Origin of the sequence: Kordia jejudonensis, assembly GCF_001005315.1 — a bacterium.
Classification (GTDB): domain Bacteria; phylum Bacteroidota; class Bacteroidia; order Flavobacteriales; family Flavobacteriaceae; genus Kordia; species Kordia jejudonensis.
Window position 1 is genome coordinate 20,023 of record NZ_LBMG01000012.1, and the last position, 21,958, is coordinate 41,980.

Below are 21,958 nucleotides of genomic sequence, written 5' to 3' on the forward strand. Positions count from 1 at the left end.
AAACCTAAAAGTTGTGAAAATATTAAGCTATACAAAATATTTATATCTCATCGTAGCCATTTTAGCTACTTACAAAGCAATCCAATTATGGAATGTTGGGACAGAATCGTACATATTTATTGCTTTTGCCGTAATATCACTCTTCATGTTTCTTTTTAGAAGACACTATGGAAAAAAATTTGAAGAGCGTAAAAACCAAGAATAAATGGAACTACAGTTGCTCATTATCATAACGGCATTACTGTTTTCAGCTTTCTTCTCCGGAATGGAAATTGCATATGTTTCTGCAAATAAAATTCACATAGAACTCGAAAAAAAGCAAGAAGGAATTCTAGCAAAAATACTCACACTACTCACACAAAAACCTTCTAAATTTATTGCAACAATGCTCGTTGGTAACAATGTAGCACTGGTAATTTATGGTTTTTTTATGGGAGAATTAATTGTCGATTGGATCCACGAAACACCATGGCTCAGTCAATACATTGGAGCCAAATATGAACTGCTCTTTCAAACTGTAATATCAACACTGGTAATCTTATTTACAGCAGAATTTCTTCCAAAAGTATTTTTTCAAGTATACGCAAACAAACTTTTAAAATTCTTAGCAATTCCAGCATATATTTTCTACCAACTATTTTGGTTAATCTCCGAATTTGTAATGTGGATATCGAATGTTGTCTTAAAAAAATTCTTCAAAACAGAAGGAGACGAAGTGCAACTCGAATTTAGTAAAGTGGAATTGGGAAATTACATTACAGAACAAATGGAGTCAGCTCATCAAGATGAAGATGTAGATTCCGAAATTCAAATATTTCAAAATGCGTTAGAATTCTCAGCCGTAAAATCAAGAGAAGTCATGATTCCAAGAACGGAAATAGTGGCAATAGAAATGCATGAAAGCACCAAAAGCTTAGCAAAACTATTCTCTGAAACAGGATATTCTAAAATATTAGTTTACAAAAACAGTATTGACGATATAACAGGATATGTACATTCATTTGAACTTTTCAAAAAGCCAAAAACCATCAGAAGTATTGTAATGCCTGTAGTTTTTGTACCCGAAGCAATGCTGGCAAATGACGTTTTAAACGTTTTGACGAAAAAGCACAAAAGTATTGCAGTTGTCATTGATGAATATGGTGGTACTTCTGGAATAATTACCGTAGAAGATATTGTAGAAGAACTCTTTGGAGAAATAGAAGACGAGCACGACAGTACCGAATTACTCGAAAAACGCATTGGAGAACACGAATACATATTTTCTGCCCGATTGGAAGTAGATTACATCAACGAAACCCACAAACTCAACCTTCCAGAAAGTGAAAACTACGAAACGCTTGGCGGACTTATAGTGAGTGAAACAGAGGAAATTCCACAAAAAGATGAAGTCATCATTATCAACAATGTAAAGTTCACAATCTTAGAAGTTTCCAACACAAAAATAGACACGATTCAACTTCAAATACTTTCTGAAGATTAAAATCCCTAAAATAAACGAATTAATACGTAGTTCTTCTTTTATTATTTGGAAGGAAATTGTATTTTCGCCCACTGAATTTCATAAAATTGAAGATAAATGGCAATTCTTGCAAAAATTAGACAACGTACATTAGTATTAATCCTAATCATTGGATTAGCACTATTTGCTTTTGTAATTTCTGACGTATTCAACAACTCAGATAACGGTGCAAAGCAACCAAGTGAAATAGGAATGGTAAACGGCGAAAGCATTCCATTACGAGACTTTCAATACAATGTAAAAAATATAATGGACCAATCTAGAGGTAGTCAATCTACAATTCAGGTGGTTAACAACGTTTGGGATCAACAACTAAGAAATCAGTTGATCGCTCAGCAATTAGACGAATTAGGAATTACGATTGAGAAAGATGAAATCTGGAACCTAATAATTGCAAATCCAAACTTCACTAACAATCCGCAATTTCAAGATGAAGCGGGTGTTTTTGTAGAAGGAAAACTAAGAGAATATGTCAATACCTTAGAAGCTACAAAAAATGATAAAAACGATCCTACAAAAGCAGCACAATACCAAAGTTGGTTAGCTACGGAGGAATTCTTTATCAATCAAGCTAAACAAAACTTATACTACAATTTAGTAAAGTCTGGTTCAATTGCGACGGTTAAAGAAGGAGAAATGGCATATCGTTTGGAAAATGACAAGGTAACGTTCAAATACGTTCAAATTCCTTACAATACCATAAAGGACGAAGATGTAAAAATCAAGAAAAGCGATATCAAAAACTACATTGACAATCACAAATCAATGTTTGAAGAAAAAGCTTCAAGAGACATTCAATATGTATACTTTGAAGAAAAAGCTTCTAAAGCAGATGAAGATGACGCAAAAGCTGAAATAACAAAACTAATCTCAGGTTTTGAAGCTGCGGAAGATGCGCAAGGATATGCAACTGAAAGAACGGACACAAACGAAAGTGTAGCATTTGTATACAAAAATGAATTGCCTACGGATATAGCTGAAAACTTATTTGCAACTGAAGTTGGAAAAGTATTTGGTCCATACAAAGTTGGCGACTTATACAAAATCTCCAAAGTTTTAGAAACAAAACAAATGCCTGATTCTGTAAAGAACAGACACATCTTAATTCGTTTCCAAGGTTCAGCTGGAGCAAATCCTGACCTTACAAAAACGAAAGAAGAAGCAAAAAAACAAGCTGACAGTATCTTAGCAGTTGTAAAAAGAAATAAATCTAAATTTGCTGACATTGCCGAAAAAATGTCGGATGATGGTTCTAAAAGTAAAGGTGGAGAATTAGGATGGTATTCTAATACAACAGGATTAACACCAACATACAAAGAATATATCTTTGGAAACAAGGTTGGAGACATGGATGTAGTAGAATCTCCTTTTGGATATCACATAATTGAAATCCAAGATCAAAAAAATATGCAGAAGACTATCAAACTAGCAACTATTACAAAATTAGTGGAGTCTTCTGAAAAAACGTTGAGCGACTTATTTACGACAGCGTCTAAATTTGAATCAGATGCAAGTAAAAGTGACGATGCTTTTGTTGACATTGCAACACAAAATAACTACAAAGTAAATCCAATCAATAAAATTGGAATACTAGATTCAAGAATCTCTGGAATCAATACAGAACAACGTCAAATAGTACGTTGGGCATTTGAAGACGAAACAAATGTTGGAGATATCAAACGTTTCCCTGTGTCAAACGGATTTGTAGTAGCACAACTAACAAAAAAACACAAAGAAGGCTTAGCTTCTGTTGAAGATGCTTCTGCACGTGTTATACAGTATTTAAGAGACGATAAAAAAGCTGAAATGATCAAAGCTAACAATACAGCAACGACATTAGCTGATTTAGCTGCGGCAAACAATGTACAAGTGCAAACAGCAACTTCACTCTCTATGAGCGCACCTATAATTCCAGGTGGTGGAGAAGAGAAAAAAGTAGTTGGAGCAGCATTTGCTTTAGAAGAAGGAGCAACCTCAAAACTAATTGCTGGGACAAGAGGTGTATACATGATTGAAGTTGTAACGAAAACAGCAGCACCAGAAAAAGATAGCTACCTTGCAGAAATGAACTCGTTAAGAAATCAAAGAGCTTCCACGGCTACAAACTCAGTATTCAATGCATTGAAAAGTGCTTCTGAAATTGAAGATAACAGATCAATATTCTACTAAGAATTACATAAAATAAATTTCAATTTTGAAATAGTAAAAAGCCTGTAAAATATTTTACAGGCTTTTTTAATATTATCATTTTGTACGTATTGTAAAATCTATTCTTTACCTAAGTTGATTTTGCTTTGGTAAGAATATATTTTTTATTTTGTAGAAAGCACCATCTCATCAAAAGGAAGCACAGTTTCATAGCCTTTTGCTTTAAAATAATCGGGCGTATCGTCATTTCCTGTTGCCAGAATAAAATCGCCGCCCCAAGCACCTAAGCTCTTTGTTTGTCCAAAATAATCTGCAAACAAACGTTCTTGCACTGGAATTTCCTGAATGATTTCGGCAATAATTGCTTCATGTTCTTTCAATAGTAAATTAAAATCAACCATAGACGAACTTGTAATCATTTCAGAAGTAATAGCATTAATCACTTTAATTTCGTTTGCAATCGCACCTTTTTTGGCATTATAATTTTCAATGGCGTTTCTGCTATTTTGTTTTTTATTTAAATGTACAAAGTATAATTGGTCGCTAAATGAAGGATGAAAAGTAACTTCTTCAACAATTGGTGTTGTCTTCTCTAATTGATACACTATTGGCGAGTCATATCTTGCGCAAGCAATATCATAACCACTACCTTTAAAAGCATTCCAAAGCAAGGTAAACGGATTCACGTTTGCCCAAAGCGCAATATTATGAATTAAGGTAGAAGATGAACCCAAACCCCAATTTTGAGGAAAACTCAAGCTAGTTTGTACTTCAAGACTGGTTTCTCCATTTAAGAAAGAAGGATTCAAACGTTTGGCTTCTGATAAAATATTGTGCAATAATTGGCTTTCAGGATCAACATAGGAAACTTCATCACCAAAAGATGTTACTTCAAACGAACGTTGGTACCAAATCAAATCTCGTACATCATAACTTTTCCAGACCAATTTTGGCGGTTCAATCGGATTTGGTAACTCAATTGAAGTTACACTCATCGATTGTCCATACGTTGTCGGAATCGCCAATGCTTTTGCACCATCCAACACGACATATTCGCCAGTTAATAATAATTTTCCGTTGCTATAAAAATTCATTAGGCTTGTGCTACTTTATACGCGTTAAACGCATCAACAACGGCGCTATGTGTTACCGTTTTATCTTTAAAAAAGGTAATAAAATGTTTCTTTTCGGCTTCTGTAGCTTCTAGTTGATTCAGAATATTTACCAAATGCATCTTCATATGTCCTTTTTGAATTCCTGTAGTAACCAACGATCTAACAGCGGCAAAATTTTGCGCCAATCCGGCAACGGCAACAATTTTCATCAACTCTTTAGCCGTCGGTTTTCCTAACATTTCCAAAGCTAATTTTACCAACGGATGCAATGATGTCAATCCGCCAACAGTTCCTAATGATAGCGGAATTTCTATCCAAAAGGTAAAAATACCATCATTTACTTCGGCATGCGTCAGACTAGAATACTGTCCGTCTTTTGCGGCATACGCGTGAATTCCAGCTTCTACAGCTCTAAAATCATTTCCTGTAGCCAGCACAACGGCGTCAATTCCGTTCATAATTCCTTTATTGTGCGTTACAGCGCGATACGGTTCTGTTTTTGCAATCTGAATGGCACGTACAAACTTGGCTGCAAACTCGTCAGCGTCCATGGTTTCGCCTTCTGTTAATGAAGCTACAGGACAACTCACTTCAGCTTTTACCAAACAATTTGGCACATAATTGGAAAGAATGCTCATCACAATTTGAATGTACTTCTCTTCAGAAGTAAAATCTTCAAAATTTTCTGCATTGTCTTTAAACGTTTTTGCAAATTCCTCCAAGCACGAATTGATAAAGTTTGCACCCATAGAATCAACCGTTTCAAACGTACAGTGCAACTGAAAATAGCCGTCGAGTTCTGCGGTTTTATCACGTAATTCAATATTGGTAATTCCACCGCCACGTTTTTCCATATTCTGAGTAATATGTTTCGTAGCCGTGTAAAATTCAGGTTTAATCGATTCAAAGTAGTTTTTCAATTTCTCGGTCGAGCCGAAATACATAAAGTGAACCTGACCCACTTTTTCTGTACTAACAACCGTAGCTTTAAATCCGCCACGATCTAGCCAAAACTTGGCAGCTTTACTTGCTGCGGCAACTACTGAACTTTCTTCAATTGCCATGGGAATTACAAATAATTGATTGTTAATCAGAAAATTAGGTGCAATTCCTAACGGAAGGTAAAAATTTGAAATCGTATTCTCAATAAATTCATCGTGTAACTTTTGAAGTATTTCATCAGTATTCCAGTATTTCTTTAACGTATTAACAACAGTTTCGTTGTTTTGAAAATACGTATTCGCAAGCCATTCAATTTTTTCGTCTTTTGAAAGTTTTGAAAATCCAGCAATAGGAGCAATCATAAAATAGGGTTTAATATCCGTTAGAAGTGCAAAGATACACAATGAAAAAGTACCATTTTAACTGAAAAGCACTAAAATACAGATAGAAAACAACCGTTTTAGCAGCTAAAAAGGACGAAAGTGTATATTTTGCTACATATTCAATACTATAATAGCACAAATATGGTGTGAAAAGAATCTAATTTTCGCGACTATAATTTAAGGTTCGATTTTTGTTGTAATTGCTTGATATTTGTATATTGTCAGCCTTAGAATTGAAAATTATTCAAAATAACAACCTTTTAACAAGGATATTTCTAAAAACGCAACACACATGAGATTAAAATATGTTTTCCTTTTTGTTTTTCTAGCTGCAGCCAATAGTATAACAGCACAACAAAAAGAAATTACCCTTAAAGAAATATGGGGTGGTACTTTCAGAACACAAGGAATGGATGTGCTTCGCTCATTGAACAATGGAAAACAATATACGGTACTCAACAGAAGTGCTGGAAGTGTTGATAAATACGATTACGAAACCCTTGAAAAAGTTGAGACTATTGTAAAAGCGAGTGACCTTTCGGAAATTTCATCATTTTCATCGTACAGTTTTAGTGATGACGAAAGTAAGTTAATCTTAGCAACAAAAGTAGAACCAGTTTTTAGAAGATCTAGACTGGGAATCTACTATGTGTATGACATCGCTTCAAAAAAAGCAATAAAAATTTCAAACAATAAAATACAAGAACCAACCTTTTCTCCTGATGGAAAAAAGGTTGCTTACGTTTATGAAAATAATATTTATGTAAAAAAATTATCATCAGGTACAACAACTAAAATTACAAATGATGGTGTGAAAAATAAAATCATCAATGGTGTAACGGATTGGGTGTACGAAGAAGAATTTGGATTTGTACGCGCTTTTCAGTGGAATGCTGCAAGTGATCATATTGCCTTTATTCGATTTGATGAAACAGAAGTGCCAGAATTTTCAATGGACGTTTATGGAAGTGAATTATATCCACAACAACACGTATTTAAATATCCTAAAGCTGGCGAAAAAAACGCAGAAGTTTCGTTGCACTTACACAATTTAAATGCTGGAAAAACATCTGAAATCAATTTAGGAAACTATACTGATTTCTACATTCCAAGAATCAAATGGACAAATAATCCTGTAGTATTGAGTGTGCAAGTCATCAATAGACATCAAAACGAATTAGATTTGATACTGTACAACGCGGCTACAAATCAAGCAAACGTAGTTTTAAAAGAAACAGACAAAGCATACGTTGATATCACGGATAACTTAACGTTTTTAGCGGATAATAGTTTCATTTGGACAAGTGAAAAAGATGGTTTCAATCATATATATCATTACAAAAAAGATGGAACGCTCATCAATCAAGTAACCAAAGGTCCTTGGGAAGTCACTGCGTATTACGGTTACAACGAAAAAGATGATATTATTTACTATCAATCTGTTGAAAATGGTTCTATCAACAGAGATGTATATGCTATCAAAATAAATGGAAAGAAAAAGAAAAGACTTTCTACCAAAGAAGGAACAAATGGAGCTAACTTTAGTTCCAACTTCACATACTACATAAGTTCATTTTCTAGTGCAACTACACCAAACGAATATGCATTGCACTTAGCCAAAAATGGCAAATTGGTCAAAGAAATCAAAAACAATGCTGATGTAAAAGAAAAATTAGGCAACTATACAATGTCTACAAAAGAATTCTTCACACTCACAACAGCTAAAGGAAACGAATTAAATGCATGGATGCTTAAACCAGCAAATTTTGATGCTTCTAAAAAATATCCAGTATTTATGTATCAGTATTCTGGTCCAGGTTCTCAACAAGTTGCCAATAGATGGAACAGTAGTAATGATTATTGGTTTCAAATGTTGGCACAAAAAGGAATCATTATCGTTTGTGTTGATGGACGTGGAACTGGTTTCAAAGGTGCTGATTTCAAAAAAGTAACCTACAAAGAATTAGGAAAATACGAAGTAGAAGATCAAATAGATGCGGCAATTGAACTTGGAAAACGTTCCTATGTTGACAAAGATCGTATCGGAATTTGGGGATGGAGTTACGGAGGATTCATGTCGAGCAATTGTATCTTAAAAGGAAACGATGTATTTAGCATGGCAATTGCGGTGGCTCCGGTAACGAGCTGGCGTTATTACGACACCATTTACACAGAACGTTACATGCAAACGCCGCAAGAAAATGCAAGTGGTTATGATGACAATTCGCCGATAAATCATGTAGAAAAACTCAAAGGAGATTATTTGCTAGTTCACGGATCAGCGGATGATAACGTACATGTACAAAATACCATGCGTATGATTGATGCGTTAATCAAAGCTAACAAACAATTTGATTGGTTAATCTATCCAGATAAAAATCATGGAATATATGGTGGATACACACGTTTGCATTTGTACACTAAAATGACAAATTTTATCGACAATACATTACTAAAAAAATAATTTCAAAAACGAAACTAACCCAAACTATTTAAAATAATGACAAACTCAGTAAAACAAGCTCATCAAAAAGAGCTATTTGGACATCCAGTAGGATTATACGTGTTGTTCTTCACAGAACTATGGGAACGTTTTTCATACTATGGAATGAGAGCTTTATTAGTATTATATGTAGCTACGTCTGCTACAGCTGTAGATCCTGGATTGGGTTGGAGTAATGGAGATGCAATTTGGCTCTATGGTTGGTATACGATGTTGGTATATGTGGCATCAATTCCTGGTGGATGGATAGCGGATAAATTTTTAGGACAAAAAAGAACAGTTATGCTCGGAGGATTTTTACTCTGTGCGGGACATTTAGTTTTGGCGATTCCAGCTGAATGGGCATTTTTTACAGGTTTGTTTCTTATAATTCTTGGTGTTGGAGGACTAAAACCTAACATTTCAACTATGGTAGGTGGTTTATATAAAGAAGGCGATATCAGACGAGATAGCGGATTTACAATCTTTTACATAGGAATTAATATTGGAGCATTCTTATCAAGTATTATTGTTGGTTTGGTGGCTTATCAATATGGTTGGCATTACGGATTTGGTTTGGCTGGAATTGGAATGCTTATAGGACAAGCAGTTTTCATCTATGGTCAAAAATACCTAAAACACGTTGGAAACTTTATCGGGACAGCCGCTTCTGGAATAGATACAGAAGTAATGAAAAAACCATTAACTAAAATTGAAAAAGATCGAGTAATTGTATTATTGATTTCGTTCTTAATTGTAGTTGTTTTCTGGGGTGCATTTGAGCAAGCAGGTGGATTAATGAATTTATACACTGACGCTAAAGTTGATAGATCTATTTCTTTAGGTTCTTTAACAGAAATTCCAGCAGCAGTATTTCAGTCACTAAATGCGGGATATATTATAATTTTCGGAACTGTTATTGGAGGTTTTTGGATTTGGTGGAAAAAACAAGGAAAAGAATCATCTTCTTTATTCAAAATGGCTATAGGTACCATTATTATGGGATTAGGATATGTATTTATGATGTTTGCATCAAAAGAGGCAAGTGCAGAAACATTTGGAAAGGCAGCTATGTATTGGATATTTTTAGCATATTTATTTCATACAATTGGAGAATTGTGTACTTCGCCAGTTTCACTTTCATTTATCACAAAATTAGCACCAGTAAAATATGCATCAATCATGATGGGAATTTACTTTGCGGCAACTGGTTTTGGGAACAAACTAGCGGGAAGTATTGGAGAAGCAGCTCAGTTAGAATCTTACAATGGAAAAATGATTGCCAACAAAGAGCAAGTGTACAACTTTACGGAAAAAGATAGTATTGAAGTTAAGAAACTAGTAGACGGAGAAAAGGTAATTACCAATGTTTATGATTATCCGATCAATGAAGATAAAAATTTCACAGTTAAAGCAAAAGTATTCTTAGAAGGAGATAGAATTGTTTTCAATGAATACGACAAAGGGACAAATGTTAACAATCTATTTGATCTCACTAAAGTTGATACAGAAGGTAAAAAACCAGAAGAGGTCACAAAAGCACAAGAAAAGAAAAAAGAAGAACTCGAAAGTTTAAAAACATACTTAAAAGACAATAATGTAACAAAAGATGCTCCGCACCATGTGAAGTTAACGTTTGAAAAAGACGCAGACAAAGCACAAATGATAGAAAACAAAGGAGACGGAAAAGATTACGGAGTTTCTTTCGTAATTGAAGAAGCGCAAAGCGAACAAGAATATAAAATATTTACGTTCTTAGTGATCTTTACTGTAGCTTTTGGATTGTTATTAATCTTATTCTTGAAAAAATTAAAAAAACTTACGCACGGTGCTGAAGACAACGAAGGTGTTGATTTCGGTGAAAATGCAGGGTACGAATTAGCAGATCCAGAAATTAATGAATAATCTTTAAACGATAGTTGTATGAGTCAAAATTCAACAGATCAATATTTTAAAAGTACAGTCTTAGGACATCCTTCAGGATTGTTTGTACTATTTTTTACAGAAATGTGGGAGCGCTTTTCTTTCTACGGAATGCGCGCACTGCTTATTTTATTTTTTACCGCGTCACTATTTGATGAAGGTTGGGGCTGGCCAAGAGAACATGCATCTGCTCTGTTCGGATCGTATGTAGGTTTGGTATACCTTTCTACAATGTTAGGTGGTTATTTTGCAGATAAAGTCATAGGATTTCGTTGGGCAGTTGTACTAGGAGCATTGCTTATGACTCTTGGACATGGAGCCATGGCAATAGAAACACCAGTATCAATATACATAGGTTTAACCCTGTTAGTGTTTGGTAACGGATTTTTTAAGCCAAATATGACGTCGATTATCTCAGAAATGTATAAAGACAGGTCGGAGAAAAAAGATGGAGCATATACCATATTTTATATGGGTGTAAATGCAGGTGCATTTTTAGGAATTTTACTTTGTGGGTACTTAGGCGAAATGGTAGGATGGAGTTATGGATTTGGGTTAGCAGGTATTTTTATGCTATTCGGATTAATTCAATTTTGGCTGGCGCAAAACATCTTTGGAGACATTGGTTTAAAGCCTAAAAAAGAAGATGAAGCAAGACGCTTAGCAGAAGATACAGACAAACGTGTCCCTTTTGCGTCATGGCAATTGGTTATTGTGGCTATTTGTAGTATCATGGGGATTTTATGGATTTTAAATGATCCTGCTGCGATAATTACTGAAGGAAACTTCAATATATTCGATTTCAAATTATTTGGTTGGGAAGGAAACAACGTTATCATTATATCAGCTTTATTATTATTTGTAGTATTGCTTGTATATCGATTAACACAATACTCAAAAACAACAAGGGAAAAATTAATTGCAGTGACGTTCTTTGCGTTTCTAACGGCTTTCTTCTGGGCAATTTTTGAGCAATCGCCAAATAGTTTAACCATTTTTGCAGGCGATTATACTGACCGAGTTTTAGAAGGAACATCTGCCAATATATTTAGAATTGTAAATGTTTTAATTACGGTAATTCCATTAGGAATCATTACATGGGTTTTATGGATGCTATTCAAGCAAACATTTGCCAAATATAAATGGTCAAATATTATTCTTGGATTTAGTTTTGTTATTGTTTGGGCAATTGCAATTTGGATGCTAAATCACACGTTTCAATCTTCTTCATATAACATTAATTATGTAGATGTGAATGGTGTGCAACAACAAACAAAAATCCTTTCTTCAGATGCTTTAGCTGTAAATGATCAAATCAAAATTAGAGACAATCAAAACATCTCTATATACGACGCTAAAGCAGAAGCAAACAAAGAAAATAAAATTGTAGCTTCCTATTTAATAGATAAAAAAGGAGATCGTGGTGGCGAAATTTTAGATGCAAAAATCACAGGATTCTCAGAAGTTGAAAAACCAGGAGCGTTTGGCGCAAAATTAAGCATTGCCGAAATTGCCATAACAAACAGTACTGGTGCGACAGTAAATAAAAGCTTTAAAATATCAAATAAGGAAAAAGAAAAATTAAATATTAATGACTTGATTACGGTTCAATTGACGCATGATATCAAATATGATATTAAACAAGCATCAACTACAACAGCAACTATTTCTGCAGCAAACAATGCACTTGAAATTCCTGCAAGTTGGTTTGGGATCTTAAACTCGTTATTTATCATTGCCATGGCTCCATTATTCTCAAAATGGTGGGAAAGCAAGTATAATCCAAGCGCCAACATGAAATATGGTATCGGAATGTTTTTACTAGGTTTAGGAATGGCATGTGTTGCTTTTGGAGCTGACGGAATTGAGCCAGGTGCAAAAACAGCAGCCGTAAGTATCATATGGTTGATATTAGTGTACTTTTTCCATACAATGGGTGAATTGTGTATTTCACCAGTTGGACTCTCTTACGTGTCAAAACTTGTTCCTGCACGAATGATTGCATTTATGTTCGGAGTATGGTACTTAGCAGTAGCTATTGGAATGAAAGGAGCAGGAAAATTTGGAGAAAATATTGATAAAATTGCCAATGTAGAGGGAATTAGTTACTTCTTTTGGATGTTAACAATTGTTTCTGTAGTTGTCGGTGTTATTTCCATAGTATTCCAACCGATCATTAAAAAATTAATGCATGGTGTACGATAAATAAAAAAAACATACATACTAAAAAAAGCGTTTTTCTCAAGAAAGACGCTTTTTTACCTAAATTACGATTCGTAAATTAGTAGCAATTCGTAAAGTAGGCACAAACTTTGCGACAGATACCATATAAAGATTGAACATATGAAAAATATAATTGCACTCCTCAGTATACTTTTAGTCAGCATTACCACTGTAAATGCACAAAAAATCAATTGGGTTACCATGGAAGAAGCAACGGAGCTTATGAAAAAAGAGCCACGTAAAGTCATCATGGACGTTTATACAACTTGGTGTGGACCTTGCAAAATGTTAGACAAAAATACCTTTGGAAATCCAGATGTGGCAAAGTATATCAACGAGAATTACTATGCTATAAAATTTAACGCAGAAGGCGATAAAAGTATAACCTATGAAGGAAATACATTTACAAATCCTAATTACGATCCTGCAAAGAAAAAAAGACGCAATGCACAACATCAATTTGCACGTTATTTAAGTGTTCGTGCATATCCAACAATGGTATTTTTTGATGAGGATTTTAAACTCATTGCACCAATTTCAGGGTATTTGGTGCCAAAACAAATAGAAATTTATTTAAAACTTTTCAAAACGGACAAATACAAAGAAGTCGTCTCTAAAGAAGATTGGGACAAATATCAGAAAGAATTTGTAAATGAGTTTAAAAGCTAGATTTTCTATTTCAAATCAATAGACAGAAATCCTTTTTCATATGTTGCATGAAAAGGGATTTTTTGTTTTCTAGCCACTTCTTTCCAGCGTTTTACATAACTCGTATAATTACTTCCATCTGCTATAATTAACTCTGGTTTTAAGGTTGCTATCATGCGTTCGAGGTTAATTCTTGGCGATTGTGTCAACAACACATATTTCGGTTCAAAATTTAGCGATTCATACACACCTAGACTGTCAATTCGTAATAAATAATCATCTTGCAAACGATACACATTTTGAAGTGAGTCATTTGTAAAAGATGTCAAAAAACGCTGTGAACGTTGTTGCTGTACGACATAATTCTTCGCGAAAGCGATACTATCCAAAGTATGAAAAATATGTAAAGCTGCTCCATCTTGATACGCTACGACCGACGTTTTGTGTTGATGAAATACCGCAAAAGAACTATTTGTAGGAACATGTTGATAACGATCAAAAAACCAAATTGCTTGACAAATGAGAATGCTTGCAAATGCAAGTTTTAAGTGTTTTCCTTTCGGGAGATGGAAATAGTTTGCAAACGCTATAATGACCAAATAGCAACCGAGTATTTGAGGTAAACTGATGAAAATTTCAGCTAACAAAAACTGTTCGTGTGAAGCAATCCAAGCAATAAAATGATTCATTTGTTGAATGACGAAACTGTACAAAACACCTAAAAACTCAGGTAACACTTCAAAATAGGCTAGAATGATGACAGCAATTCCAAGAATCAAAATGATGCCAAGCACAGGAATAATTGTCAAATTGGCAACAAAAAACAATCCAGGAAACTGATGAAAATAATACAAGCTCAACGGTAAAACGCCTAACTGTGCAGATAAACTTACGGTTAATAAACTCCAAAATGATTTCAATATCCAACGTTTCGGATTCCAAAGCTTTTTCCACAATGGTTGCAACCAAACAATCGCAAAAACGGCTGCATAACTTAGTTGAAAACCAACATCAAACAAAAAATGTGGTTTGCAGATCAATAAGAAAAACATGGAAATTATCAATACCTGAAACGTATTGGTTTGCCTTTTAAAATAAGTTGCAATCACAATTGCAGTAAACATGGTTACGGCTCTGACGACTGAAGCGGATAATCCAGAAATCACGGCAAAACTCCACAAAATACAAATCATCAATATTAATTTTAGGAACTTTCCATGACGAAAATTAGTCATCGGTTTCAATAGAAAATTCAATAACAATACAATAATTCCGATATGTAATCCTGAAATGGCTAAGATGTGAATAGCACCAGCATTTGCATATTGCGTCTGTAATTCCTTTGAAATTTGTTGTCGCTGTCCTAACAAAAGTGCTTCAATAACTGCCAATTCATCATTTTTAAAATTACAGGCAACTAAACTTTTGTGAATCTGATTTCGAACGGAAGCTGCATATCCATAAATTGTTTTGGAAACGTTTTTAGTGCTAATAAAATCATTTGTTTTTAAATACAATTGATGAAAAATATACCGATCATTCAAATAGGTTTTATAATCAAAATTAGTTGGATTTAAAGGCGAACGAACCGTTTTCAATGAAATGTTTGTATGCAAATAATCGTCCACATTGAGTATTTTGGGAACACTATCTTTTTGTACGTGCATTAACAATTTTCCTGAAACTTGTAGACGATCTTTCCATAATACTTCTCCAATATATCGATCATAATATTTGGTAGATTTTAATACTTCGCGAATTTGAATTGTATAATTTGAAACTTCACTTTCGTCAGTTAAAAATTTTGTATAATGTGTAATATGATTTTTCTCTTGATGAAAATTCTCAATGACAATTCCTAAACTAATGGCTGTGAGAAAAACGATAATACCAAAGTAAATAGTTTGCAAAAATTGCCGTTGTGCTTTCCAAAAGAAGATGCATGACAAAAGAAATCCAATACAGAAACAGTAGTTGCTTATGGAGACTGAGATGGAAAAATAGTAACCAATTAAGATACCGAACACCAAACAAAGCGTAAGTTTTGTAATGAGAAAATCAAACAATTTCATAACCTATTTTATTTTTACTTGGATAAATTAGGCAATAAAAAGTGCATATAAACTATATTTTATACAAGCGTAGCATAAAGTTTATAAACGTTGGAAAATTAGTAATGAGATACTGAAACTATATATTGTAAATGTTGAATTTTAAGTTGAACTTTTTGTCAGATAGTCAACAAGAAACAAGAAACAAATTTACAGTTGTCACATCAAACATTATCGAGATGCAATCATCTAATTTTAAATCATCTAATCTTTCAATTAAATATCATAACACTCTTCGCGCTTCAGCAAAAGCATTTTTCCAATAGCGTTCGTCTAAGGTAGAAACCAAAACACCTCTAGAAGTAGTTGCATGTATAAAGCTAATCACGCCTTTTTTAGTTTCGACAACCAAACCAACATGATTGATGCGTTTTTTATTTTTGTTTGTTCGGAAAAACAACAAATCGCCTTTCTTTACAGCTGATTTGCTAATCTTTTTACCACGTTTTGCTTGTTCATACGAAACTCTCGGTAGTTCTACATTGTGCGATCTAAAAGCAGTATACATCAATCCTGAACAATCCATTCCTTTTCGGGTCGTTCCGCCATATTTGTAACGTGTTCCTTTGTATGCCAAAGCCGTTTCTATAATAGCTGCTGTTTTATTAAAAGAACGTTTCGTACTTGTTCGCGTTGTAGTTGTTTTCGTTTTTACGGTTCGTTTTGAAGAAGTTTTCTTGGAAGAACCACATGAAAATATAGAAAAAGCAAGAAGCAGCAGGAGTAATTTTTTAATCATACAGATAAGATACTTAATTTTTTTCAACAATAAGTTTCGCAGCATTTTCACTTGCACCTTTTCCACCAAGCTTTCGTTCTAAGTCGTGGTAATCGGAAAATAACTGTTCACGATGCTTTTGATCTAAAATCTTTGTCAATTCAGTCTTAACATTTTTAGTGTTCAAATCGTTTTGAATCAACTCTTTTACAACTTCTCTATCCATAATTAAATTGACCAACGAAATATATTCTAGCGTAATAATACGTTTGGCAATTTGGTATGAAATGTTGCTCGCTTTATAACAAACCACTTGCGGCACTTTGTACAAAGCCGTTTCTAGTGTTGCCGTTCCAGAAGTGACAAGCGCGGCATGAGAAATATTTAATAAATCGTAGGTTTTATTGCTGATAAATTTCACATTGGCATCTTTCATAAATTGATGGTAAAATGCTTCTTCCTGACTTGGAGCGCCAGCAATAACAAATTGATAGTCAGGGAAATCGTTTACCACAGAAAGCATTACGGAAAGCATTTTTTTAATTTCCTGTTTTCTGCTTCCAGGTAAGAGTGCAATAATTTCTCTATTGTCTAAACCATGTGTAGATTTAAATGCTGCATCATCTATTTTTGGTCTGTCAGCAATAGCATCTAATAGCGGATGTCCAACAAAATAAACATCATAATCGTATGTTTTATAAAATTCTTTTTCAAAAGGAAGAATCACAAGCATCTTGTCAACATACTGTTTAATACTCTTCACGCGTCCAGCTCTACTTGCCCAAACCTGAGGCGAAATATAATAATTTACAGTAAAACCGTTTTGCTTTGCCCATTTGGCAATCGGAAGATTAAATCCTGAATTGTCAATCAGAATAAGAACATCAGGTTGATAATTTGCAATATCTTTTTTACAAAAAGACATCATGCCCAAAATTTTACGAAGATTCATAATAATCTCAATGAATCCCATAAAGGCGCGTTCCTTATAATGTTTTACCAAAGTACCACCAACTGCTTGCATCAAATCTCCACCCCAAAACCGAAAATCAGCATTTGGATCTTGTTTTACAATGGCTTTCATCAAATTAGAACCATGTAAATCTCCTGAAGCTTCTCCTGCAATAATGTAGTACTTCATACCTTTTTTAAAATAATATTTTATGCGATAATACTAAAATTGCCGTAATGATTGTAACAATCAAAACACCTTTAGCTCTGGCTTCTTTATTAAACTTTAAAAAACCAAAAAAGGCTAAAAAGTTCAGCGCAGCTCCATATACGACCACCGAACTAATTTGACCAGTAGAAATGGCAAAATCCCAAATCGCATCAAAAGTAGCATTTCGTTGTGTTGCTATGTAAAATAAATACAATACTGTTCCAACGCATGTGGAAAGTAGTCCAACAACAATTCCTATGATAATCTCTTTATTCTTCATTAAATCCTAAACTATTAAGTTTTTGTATTGCGTGGTGCGCTGTCAAATCAAACTGAACAGGAACCAACGAAACATATCCATTAGCCAATGCCCATTCGTCTGTATCTTCGCCTTTATCTTGACTTACAAACTTTCCAGAAAGCCAGTAATATTGGCGTCCGTGCGGATTGGTACGTTTGTCAAAATCTTCTGCCCAATACGCTTTTGCTTGTCTGCAAATACGAATTCCTTTGATATCTTTCTCTTTCAATTTAGGAAAATTTACATTTAAAACCACACCTTCAGGCAAACTGTGCTCTAAAACTTTTTTTGTAATGGTTTTTACATAACTTTTTGTAGCTTCAAAATTAGCTTCCCAATCGTGATCAAGTAATGAAAATCCAATAGCAGGAATTCCTTCAATACCAGCTTCTACAGCGGCACTCATAGTTCCTGAATAAATTACATTAATGGAAGAATTAGAACCGTGATTAATCCCAGAAACACAAATATCTGGCTTTCGGTTCAAAATTTCATTCACGGCTAGCTTTACACAATCTACAGGTGTTCCAGAACTTGAATATTCAATCTGCGGACCATCATCAATGGTAATTGCATTGCAATAAATAGTTGAATTTGCCGTAATGGCATGTCCCATACCGCTTTGTGGACTATCGGGCGCAACGACAATAACGTCTCCAAGTTCATTCATTACATCAATTAATGCACGTAGACCTGGTGCGGTAATACCATCATCGTTGGTTACTAAAATTAAGGGTTTCTCAGTCATAAAAAAAATACTTCTTTTTCGAATGCTAAAGTACACATTTTACGCTATACATACACAGCATTTTAGGTTTAACAAAAAATTAGTAACATTGTTAAAAAATGGCATGGTTTTTTCGTTATTTTAGTAAAAAATTAAAATAATTAGCACCGATTACACCCAAGTTACCCAAATAGTGAATGAATAATAGGCTAATTAAAGCGAATGAAAAAAACAAAATGTGTGAAAATTCGAGATTTTATGAGAAGGAATAGAATATACTTAGTGACACTATTAATTTTTGCAATGGTGTCCTGTGGCTTTGCCAAAAAGTCGTTTGATGATCCAGAAAAAGACAAAACATTAGTAGACTTAATATCGTATGTGTTAGGAAGATGGCATTTTGATCCACAAGACATTGATGATGATTTTTCTGAAAATGTATACAACGATTTCATAGAAGCCGTTGACCCAATGAAACGTTATTTTCTAGCGTCTGATATTGAGGAATTTGAAGTGTACAAAGACAAAATTGATGACGAGATAAAAGAACCAGGTGTAAAGTTTTTTAATGCCGTTCATACACGTTTAGAAAAAAGGATGCAACAAGCTAAAAAGTTTCAAGATGAACTGTTAGCTATGCCGTTCGATTTTACAATTGATGAAACAATTGATCGTGATTATGAAAAAATGCCTTTTGCTGAAAACAAGGAAGCACTGAAAGAACGCTGGAGAAAAGAATTGAAATTCTCAACACTAGCAAACTACGACATCAAACTTGAAATTGAGCAAAACAAAAAGAAAGAAGACAAAGCATACACTATAAAAGATGCCGTTGTTTTAGAAAAAGAAGCGCGCGAATCTACTGAAAAAACATACATTGAGTTTTTTGACTTAATGGACGATTTGGAACGTAAAGATTGGTTTAGCATTTATGTAAATACAATTGTAGAAGAATTTGATCCACATACTTCGTACTTAGCTCCTGAAGACAAAGACCGTTTTGATATGAGTATGTCAGGAACTTTAGAAGGAATTGGCGCTCGTTTGCAAAAACGTACAGAAGGCGCAAAAATATTTGAAGTCATTTCTGGTGGACCAGCGTGGAGAAGTAAAAAAATAGAAGCAGGAGATATTATCTTAAAAGTAGCCCAAGAAGGCGAAGAACCTGTTGACATTGTGGGAATGCGTTTGGATGATGCGGTAAAACTCATCAAAGGACCAAAAGGAACAAAAGTAACCTTGACAATGAAAAAAGTTGATGGTTCAATTGATGTTATTACCATCAAAAGAGATTTGGTTGAAATTGAAGAAACGTACGCAAAATCTGCAGTGGTAAAGAAAAATGATAGAACCTTTGGAGTGATCAACTTGCCAAAATTTTATGTTGATTTTCAAGATTACAATAACAGAAATGCTGCAAGTGACGTAAAAAAAGAAATTGAGCGTCTCAAAAAAGAAGGTATGGAAGGTTTGGTAATCGATCTAAGAAATAATGGTGGAGGATCATTAAAAACTGTGGTAGACATGGCAGGATTTTTCATCAAAGATGGTCCAATAGTGCAAGTAAAAAGTTCTATAGATGGTAAAGAAGTGCTAAGAGATGAAGACAGTCGCATTCAATGGGATGGACCTTTAGTAATCTTAGTAAACGAATTATCAGCGTCTGCTTCGGAAATTTTGGCAGCAGCCTTGCAAGACTACAAAAGAGCAGTCGTTATTGGAAGTAAGCAAACCTACGGAAAAGGAACGGTTCAAAATGTGGTAGATTTAAATAGATTTATCAAAGGTAGCGATACTAACGTGGGAGCTTTAAAACTAACCACACAAAAATTTTACCGTATTGATGGCGGATCAACACAGCTTGAAGGTGTAAAAAGTGATGTTGTCGTGGTAGATAAATATAGTTTTATTGATATAGGAGAAAAAGACCAAGAAAATCCATTACCTTGGGATCGAATTGATCCAGCTGAATATGATGTTTGGGACGGATATATTGGATACGAAGAAACTATTGAGAAAAGTAAAGCGCGTATGCAAAACAATGCGCAACTAAAACTGATAGAAGAAAATGCAAAATGGATTCGTAAGCGTCGTGACGACAACGAATATCCATTAAATTATGCTACGTACAAAAAGGAAGCTGACGCAGATGAAGAGTATGCAAAACGTTTCAAAGCACTGTCAGATTATGATACGAAACTCGTATTTGTTTCATTGCCTTACGAAGAATTATTAATGAAAAAAGATTCTTCTTTGCAAAGAAAGCGTAAAGCTTGGCATGACGATTTAGCAAAAGATGTATACGTTGAAGAAGCAATAAACGTATTAAGTGATATCCAAATAAACAACATCAAAAAACAAAAAAGAGCTGTTGTAAAAGGATAATATAAAAGATATTAATGAGTAGAAACTCAAATTCATTAGCACAATTAGCGCTCCAGAAGTTCAAAAAGAATTTTTGGGGCGTTTTGAGTTTTGGCTTCATTGTACTTTGTGCGTTTGTGGTCATTTTTGCATATCTATTTACGCCTGATGACACCAAAAATGCAAATCAAATGCATTTGTCAATTCATTCTAAAAAACCTGGATTTACTGTGCAAATGTTGACAATTCCTTCCAAAGAAGTCGCAGCAGAAAGTTTTATCAGTACACTTTTTTTTGGGAAAGAAAACACTGCAACGGAAATTCCAATTTCCAGCTATCGAATAGAAAATGATGCTTTTTTTATAACTGAATATTCTGATGGAACCATAGCAGGAATTGAAAAAGAAATACCACTAACTTCATTTCCAAGTTTGACAAAAACTTCAGAAATACCGACAACGTTTATTCAACAAAAAACATTTCGTTTAGGAACTGATAAATACGGAAGAGACGTACTCAGTAGAATGCTCATTGGAATGCGAATATCGTTTACCATTGGTTTTGTTGCGGTATTTATATCATTGCTCATAGGTATTTCGTTAGGCGCATTAGCAGGGTATTTTGAAGGAAAAGTAGATGCGGTTATCATGTGGATTATCAATGTAACGTGGTCCATTCCTACATTACTATTAGTCATTGCAATTACGTTAACACTAGGAAAAGGATTTTGGCAAGTGTTTGTCGCTGTAGGATTAACCATGTGGGTAGAAGTTGCCAGAATTGTTCGTGGGCAAGTATTAAGTGTAAAGCAAATGCAATATGTTACGGCGGCGCGTGCGTTAGGATATCACGATTTTAGAATCATCATTAAGCATATATTGCCAAATATTATGGCGCCAGTTATTGTAATTTCGGCAGCTAACTTTGCAGCGGCAATCTTAATAGAAAGCGGATTGAGTTTCTTAGGAATCGGTGCGCAACCACCAATGCCAAGTTGGGGCGCAATGATAAAAGACCATTACAGTTATATCATTCTTGGAAAACCGTATTTGGCTATTATTCCAGGACTTGCTATCATGAGTTTAGTAATGGCGTTTATGCTAGTTGGAAACGCGCTGCGTGATGCGTTGGATGTGAAAAATTAGGTTTCTTAGTATTGAGTATTGAGAATTTAGTATTGAGGTTTCTG

General features: G+C 34.3%; 16 protein-coding genes. 9 read left to right on the plus strand and 7 right to left on the minus strand.

The features are described 5' to 3' along the window. The first annotated feature begins 13 nt into the window (after nt 1-13). From AA089_RS08575 to AA089_RS08585, 3 genes are all read left to right on the plus strand, one after another. The gene (locus AA089_RS08575; protein WP_046756524.1) at nt 14-205 is read left to right on the plus strand and encodes a hypothetical protein; all 192 of its coding nucleotides are present in this window, start codon (nt 14-16) and stop codon (nt 203-205) included. Continuing rightward, complete coding sequence (locus AA089_RS08580) at nt 206-1,483, plus strand: hemolysin family protein (RefSeq protein ID WP_046756525.1); 1,278 nt, start codon at nt 206-208, stop codon at nt 1,481-1,483. A 96-nt stretch (nt 1,484-1,579) separates the two neighbouring features. Then, the gene (locus tag AA089_RS08585; RefSeq protein ID WP_046756526.1) at nt 1,580-3,691 is read left to right on the plus strand and encodes a peptidylprolyl isomerase; all 2,112 of its coding nucleotides are present in this window, start codon (nt 1,580-1,582) and stop codon (nt 3,689-3,691) included. Nucleotides 3,692-3,834: 143 nt separating this feature from the next. Here the strand turns inward: AA089_RS08585 and AA089_RS08590 are convergent, their stop codons facing one another. Both AA089_RS08590 and AA089_RS08595 read right to left on the minus strand, forming a co-directional pair. Beyond that, nucleotides 3,835-4,764, minus strand: coding sequence for a GYDIA family GHMP kinase (locus tag AA089_RS08590; RefSeq protein ID WP_046756527.1), 930 nt, complete (start codon nt 4,762-4,764; stop codon nt 3,835-3,837). Beyond that, nucleotides 4,764-6,089: a hydroxymethylglutaryl-CoA reductase, degradative gene (locus AA089_RS08595; RefSeq protein WP_046756528.1), complete on the minus strand. Its 1,326-nt coding sequence runs from the start codon at nt 6,087-6,089 to the stop codon at nt 4,764-4,766. Before AA089_RS08595 ends, AA089_RS08590 begins: the two co-directional genes overlap by 1 nt. Nucleotides 6,090-6,402: 313 nt before the next feature. Between AA089_RS08595 and AA089_RS08600 the strand changes: the two genes are divergently transcribed. The 4 genes from AA089_RS08600 to AA089_RS08615 all read left to right on the plus strand — a co-directional run bounded on the left by AA089_RS08600 (nt 6,403) and on the right by AA089_RS08615 (nt 13,407). Beyond that, entirely contained in the window at nt 6,403-8,574 is a 2,172-nt protein-coding gene (locus AA089_RS08600; protein ID WP_046756529.1) for a S9 family peptidase, read from the plus strand. A gap of 36 nt (nt 8,575-8,610) precedes the next feature. Beyond that, a complete protein-coding gene (locus AA089_RS08605) occupies nt 8,611-10,497 on the plus strand; it encodes a peptide MFS transporter (protein WP_046756530.1) in 1,887 nt (628 codons plus the stop codon). A gap of 18 nt (nt 10,498-10,515) precedes the next feature. Next, on the plus strand, nt 10,516-12,720 hold the full coding sequence (locus tag AA089_RS08610; RefSeq protein ID WP_046756531.1) for a peptide MFS transporter: 2,205 nt from the start codon (nt 10,516-10,518) through the stop codon (nt 12,718-12,720). A 138-nt stretch (nt 12,721-12,858) separates the two neighbouring features. Beyond that, nucleotides 12,859-13,407: a thioredoxin family protein gene (locus AA089_RS08615; RefSeq protein WP_046756532.1), complete on the plus strand. Its 549-nt coding sequence runs from the start codon at nt 12,859-12,861 to the stop codon at nt 13,405-13,407. A 5-nt stretch (nt 13,408-13,412) separates the two neighbouring features. On the opposite strand, the gene AA089_RS08620 is transcribed toward AA089_RS08615, so the two are convergent. From AA089_RS08620 to surE, 5 genes are all read right to left on the minus strand, one after another. Beyond that, nucleotides 13,413-15,458, minus strand: a complete 2,046-nt coding sequence (locus AA089_RS08620; RefSeq protein ID WP_046756533.1) for a ComEC/Rec2 family competence protein — start codon at nt 15,456-15,458, stop codon at nt 13,413-13,415. A gap of 262 nt (nt 15,459-15,720) precedes the next feature. Then, nucleotides 15,721-16,236, minus strand: a complete 516-nt coding sequence (locus AA089_RS08625) for a C40 family peptidase (protein ID WP_046756534.1) — start codon at nt 16,234-16,236, stop codon at nt 15,721-15,723. A gap of 13 nt (nt 16,237-16,249) precedes the next feature. Continuing rightward, entirely contained in the window at nt 16,250-17,356 is a 1,107-nt protein-coding gene (gene lpxB / locus AA089_RS08630; protein WP_046756535.1) for a lipid-A-disaccharide synthase, read from the minus strand. Between the two features lie 7 nt (nt 17,357-17,363). Continuing rightward, entirely contained in the window at nt 17,364-17,657 is a 294-nt protein-coding gene (locus AA089_RS08635) for a hypothetical protein (RefSeq protein WP_046756536.1), read from the minus strand. Beyond that, a complete protein-coding gene (surE, locus tag AA089_RS08640; protein WP_046756537.1) occupies nt 17,647-18,426 on the minus strand; it encodes a 5'/3'-nucleotidase SurE in 780 nt (259 codons plus the stop codon). Before surE ends, AA089_RS08635 begins: the two co-directional genes overlap by 11 nt. Before the next feature lie 237 nt (nt 18,427-18,663). Here surE and AA089_RS08645 point away from each other — a divergent pair, with 237 nt between their 5' ends. Then, nucleotides 18,664-20,790 carry a carboxy terminal-processing peptidase gene (locus AA089_RS08645; protein WP_046756538.1) on the plus strand — a complete coding sequence of 709 codons (2,127 nt, stop codon included), beginning with the start codon at nt 18,664-18,666 and terminating at the stop codon, nt 20,788-20,790. Between the two features lie 14 nt (nt 20,791-20,804). Beyond that, nucleotides 20,805-21,914, plus strand: a complete 1,110-nt coding sequence (locus AA089_RS08650) for an ABC transporter permease (RefSeq protein ID WP_046756539.1) — start codon at nt 20,805-20,807, stop codon at nt 21,912-21,914. Nucleotides 21,915-21,958: the final 44 nt, after the last annotated feature.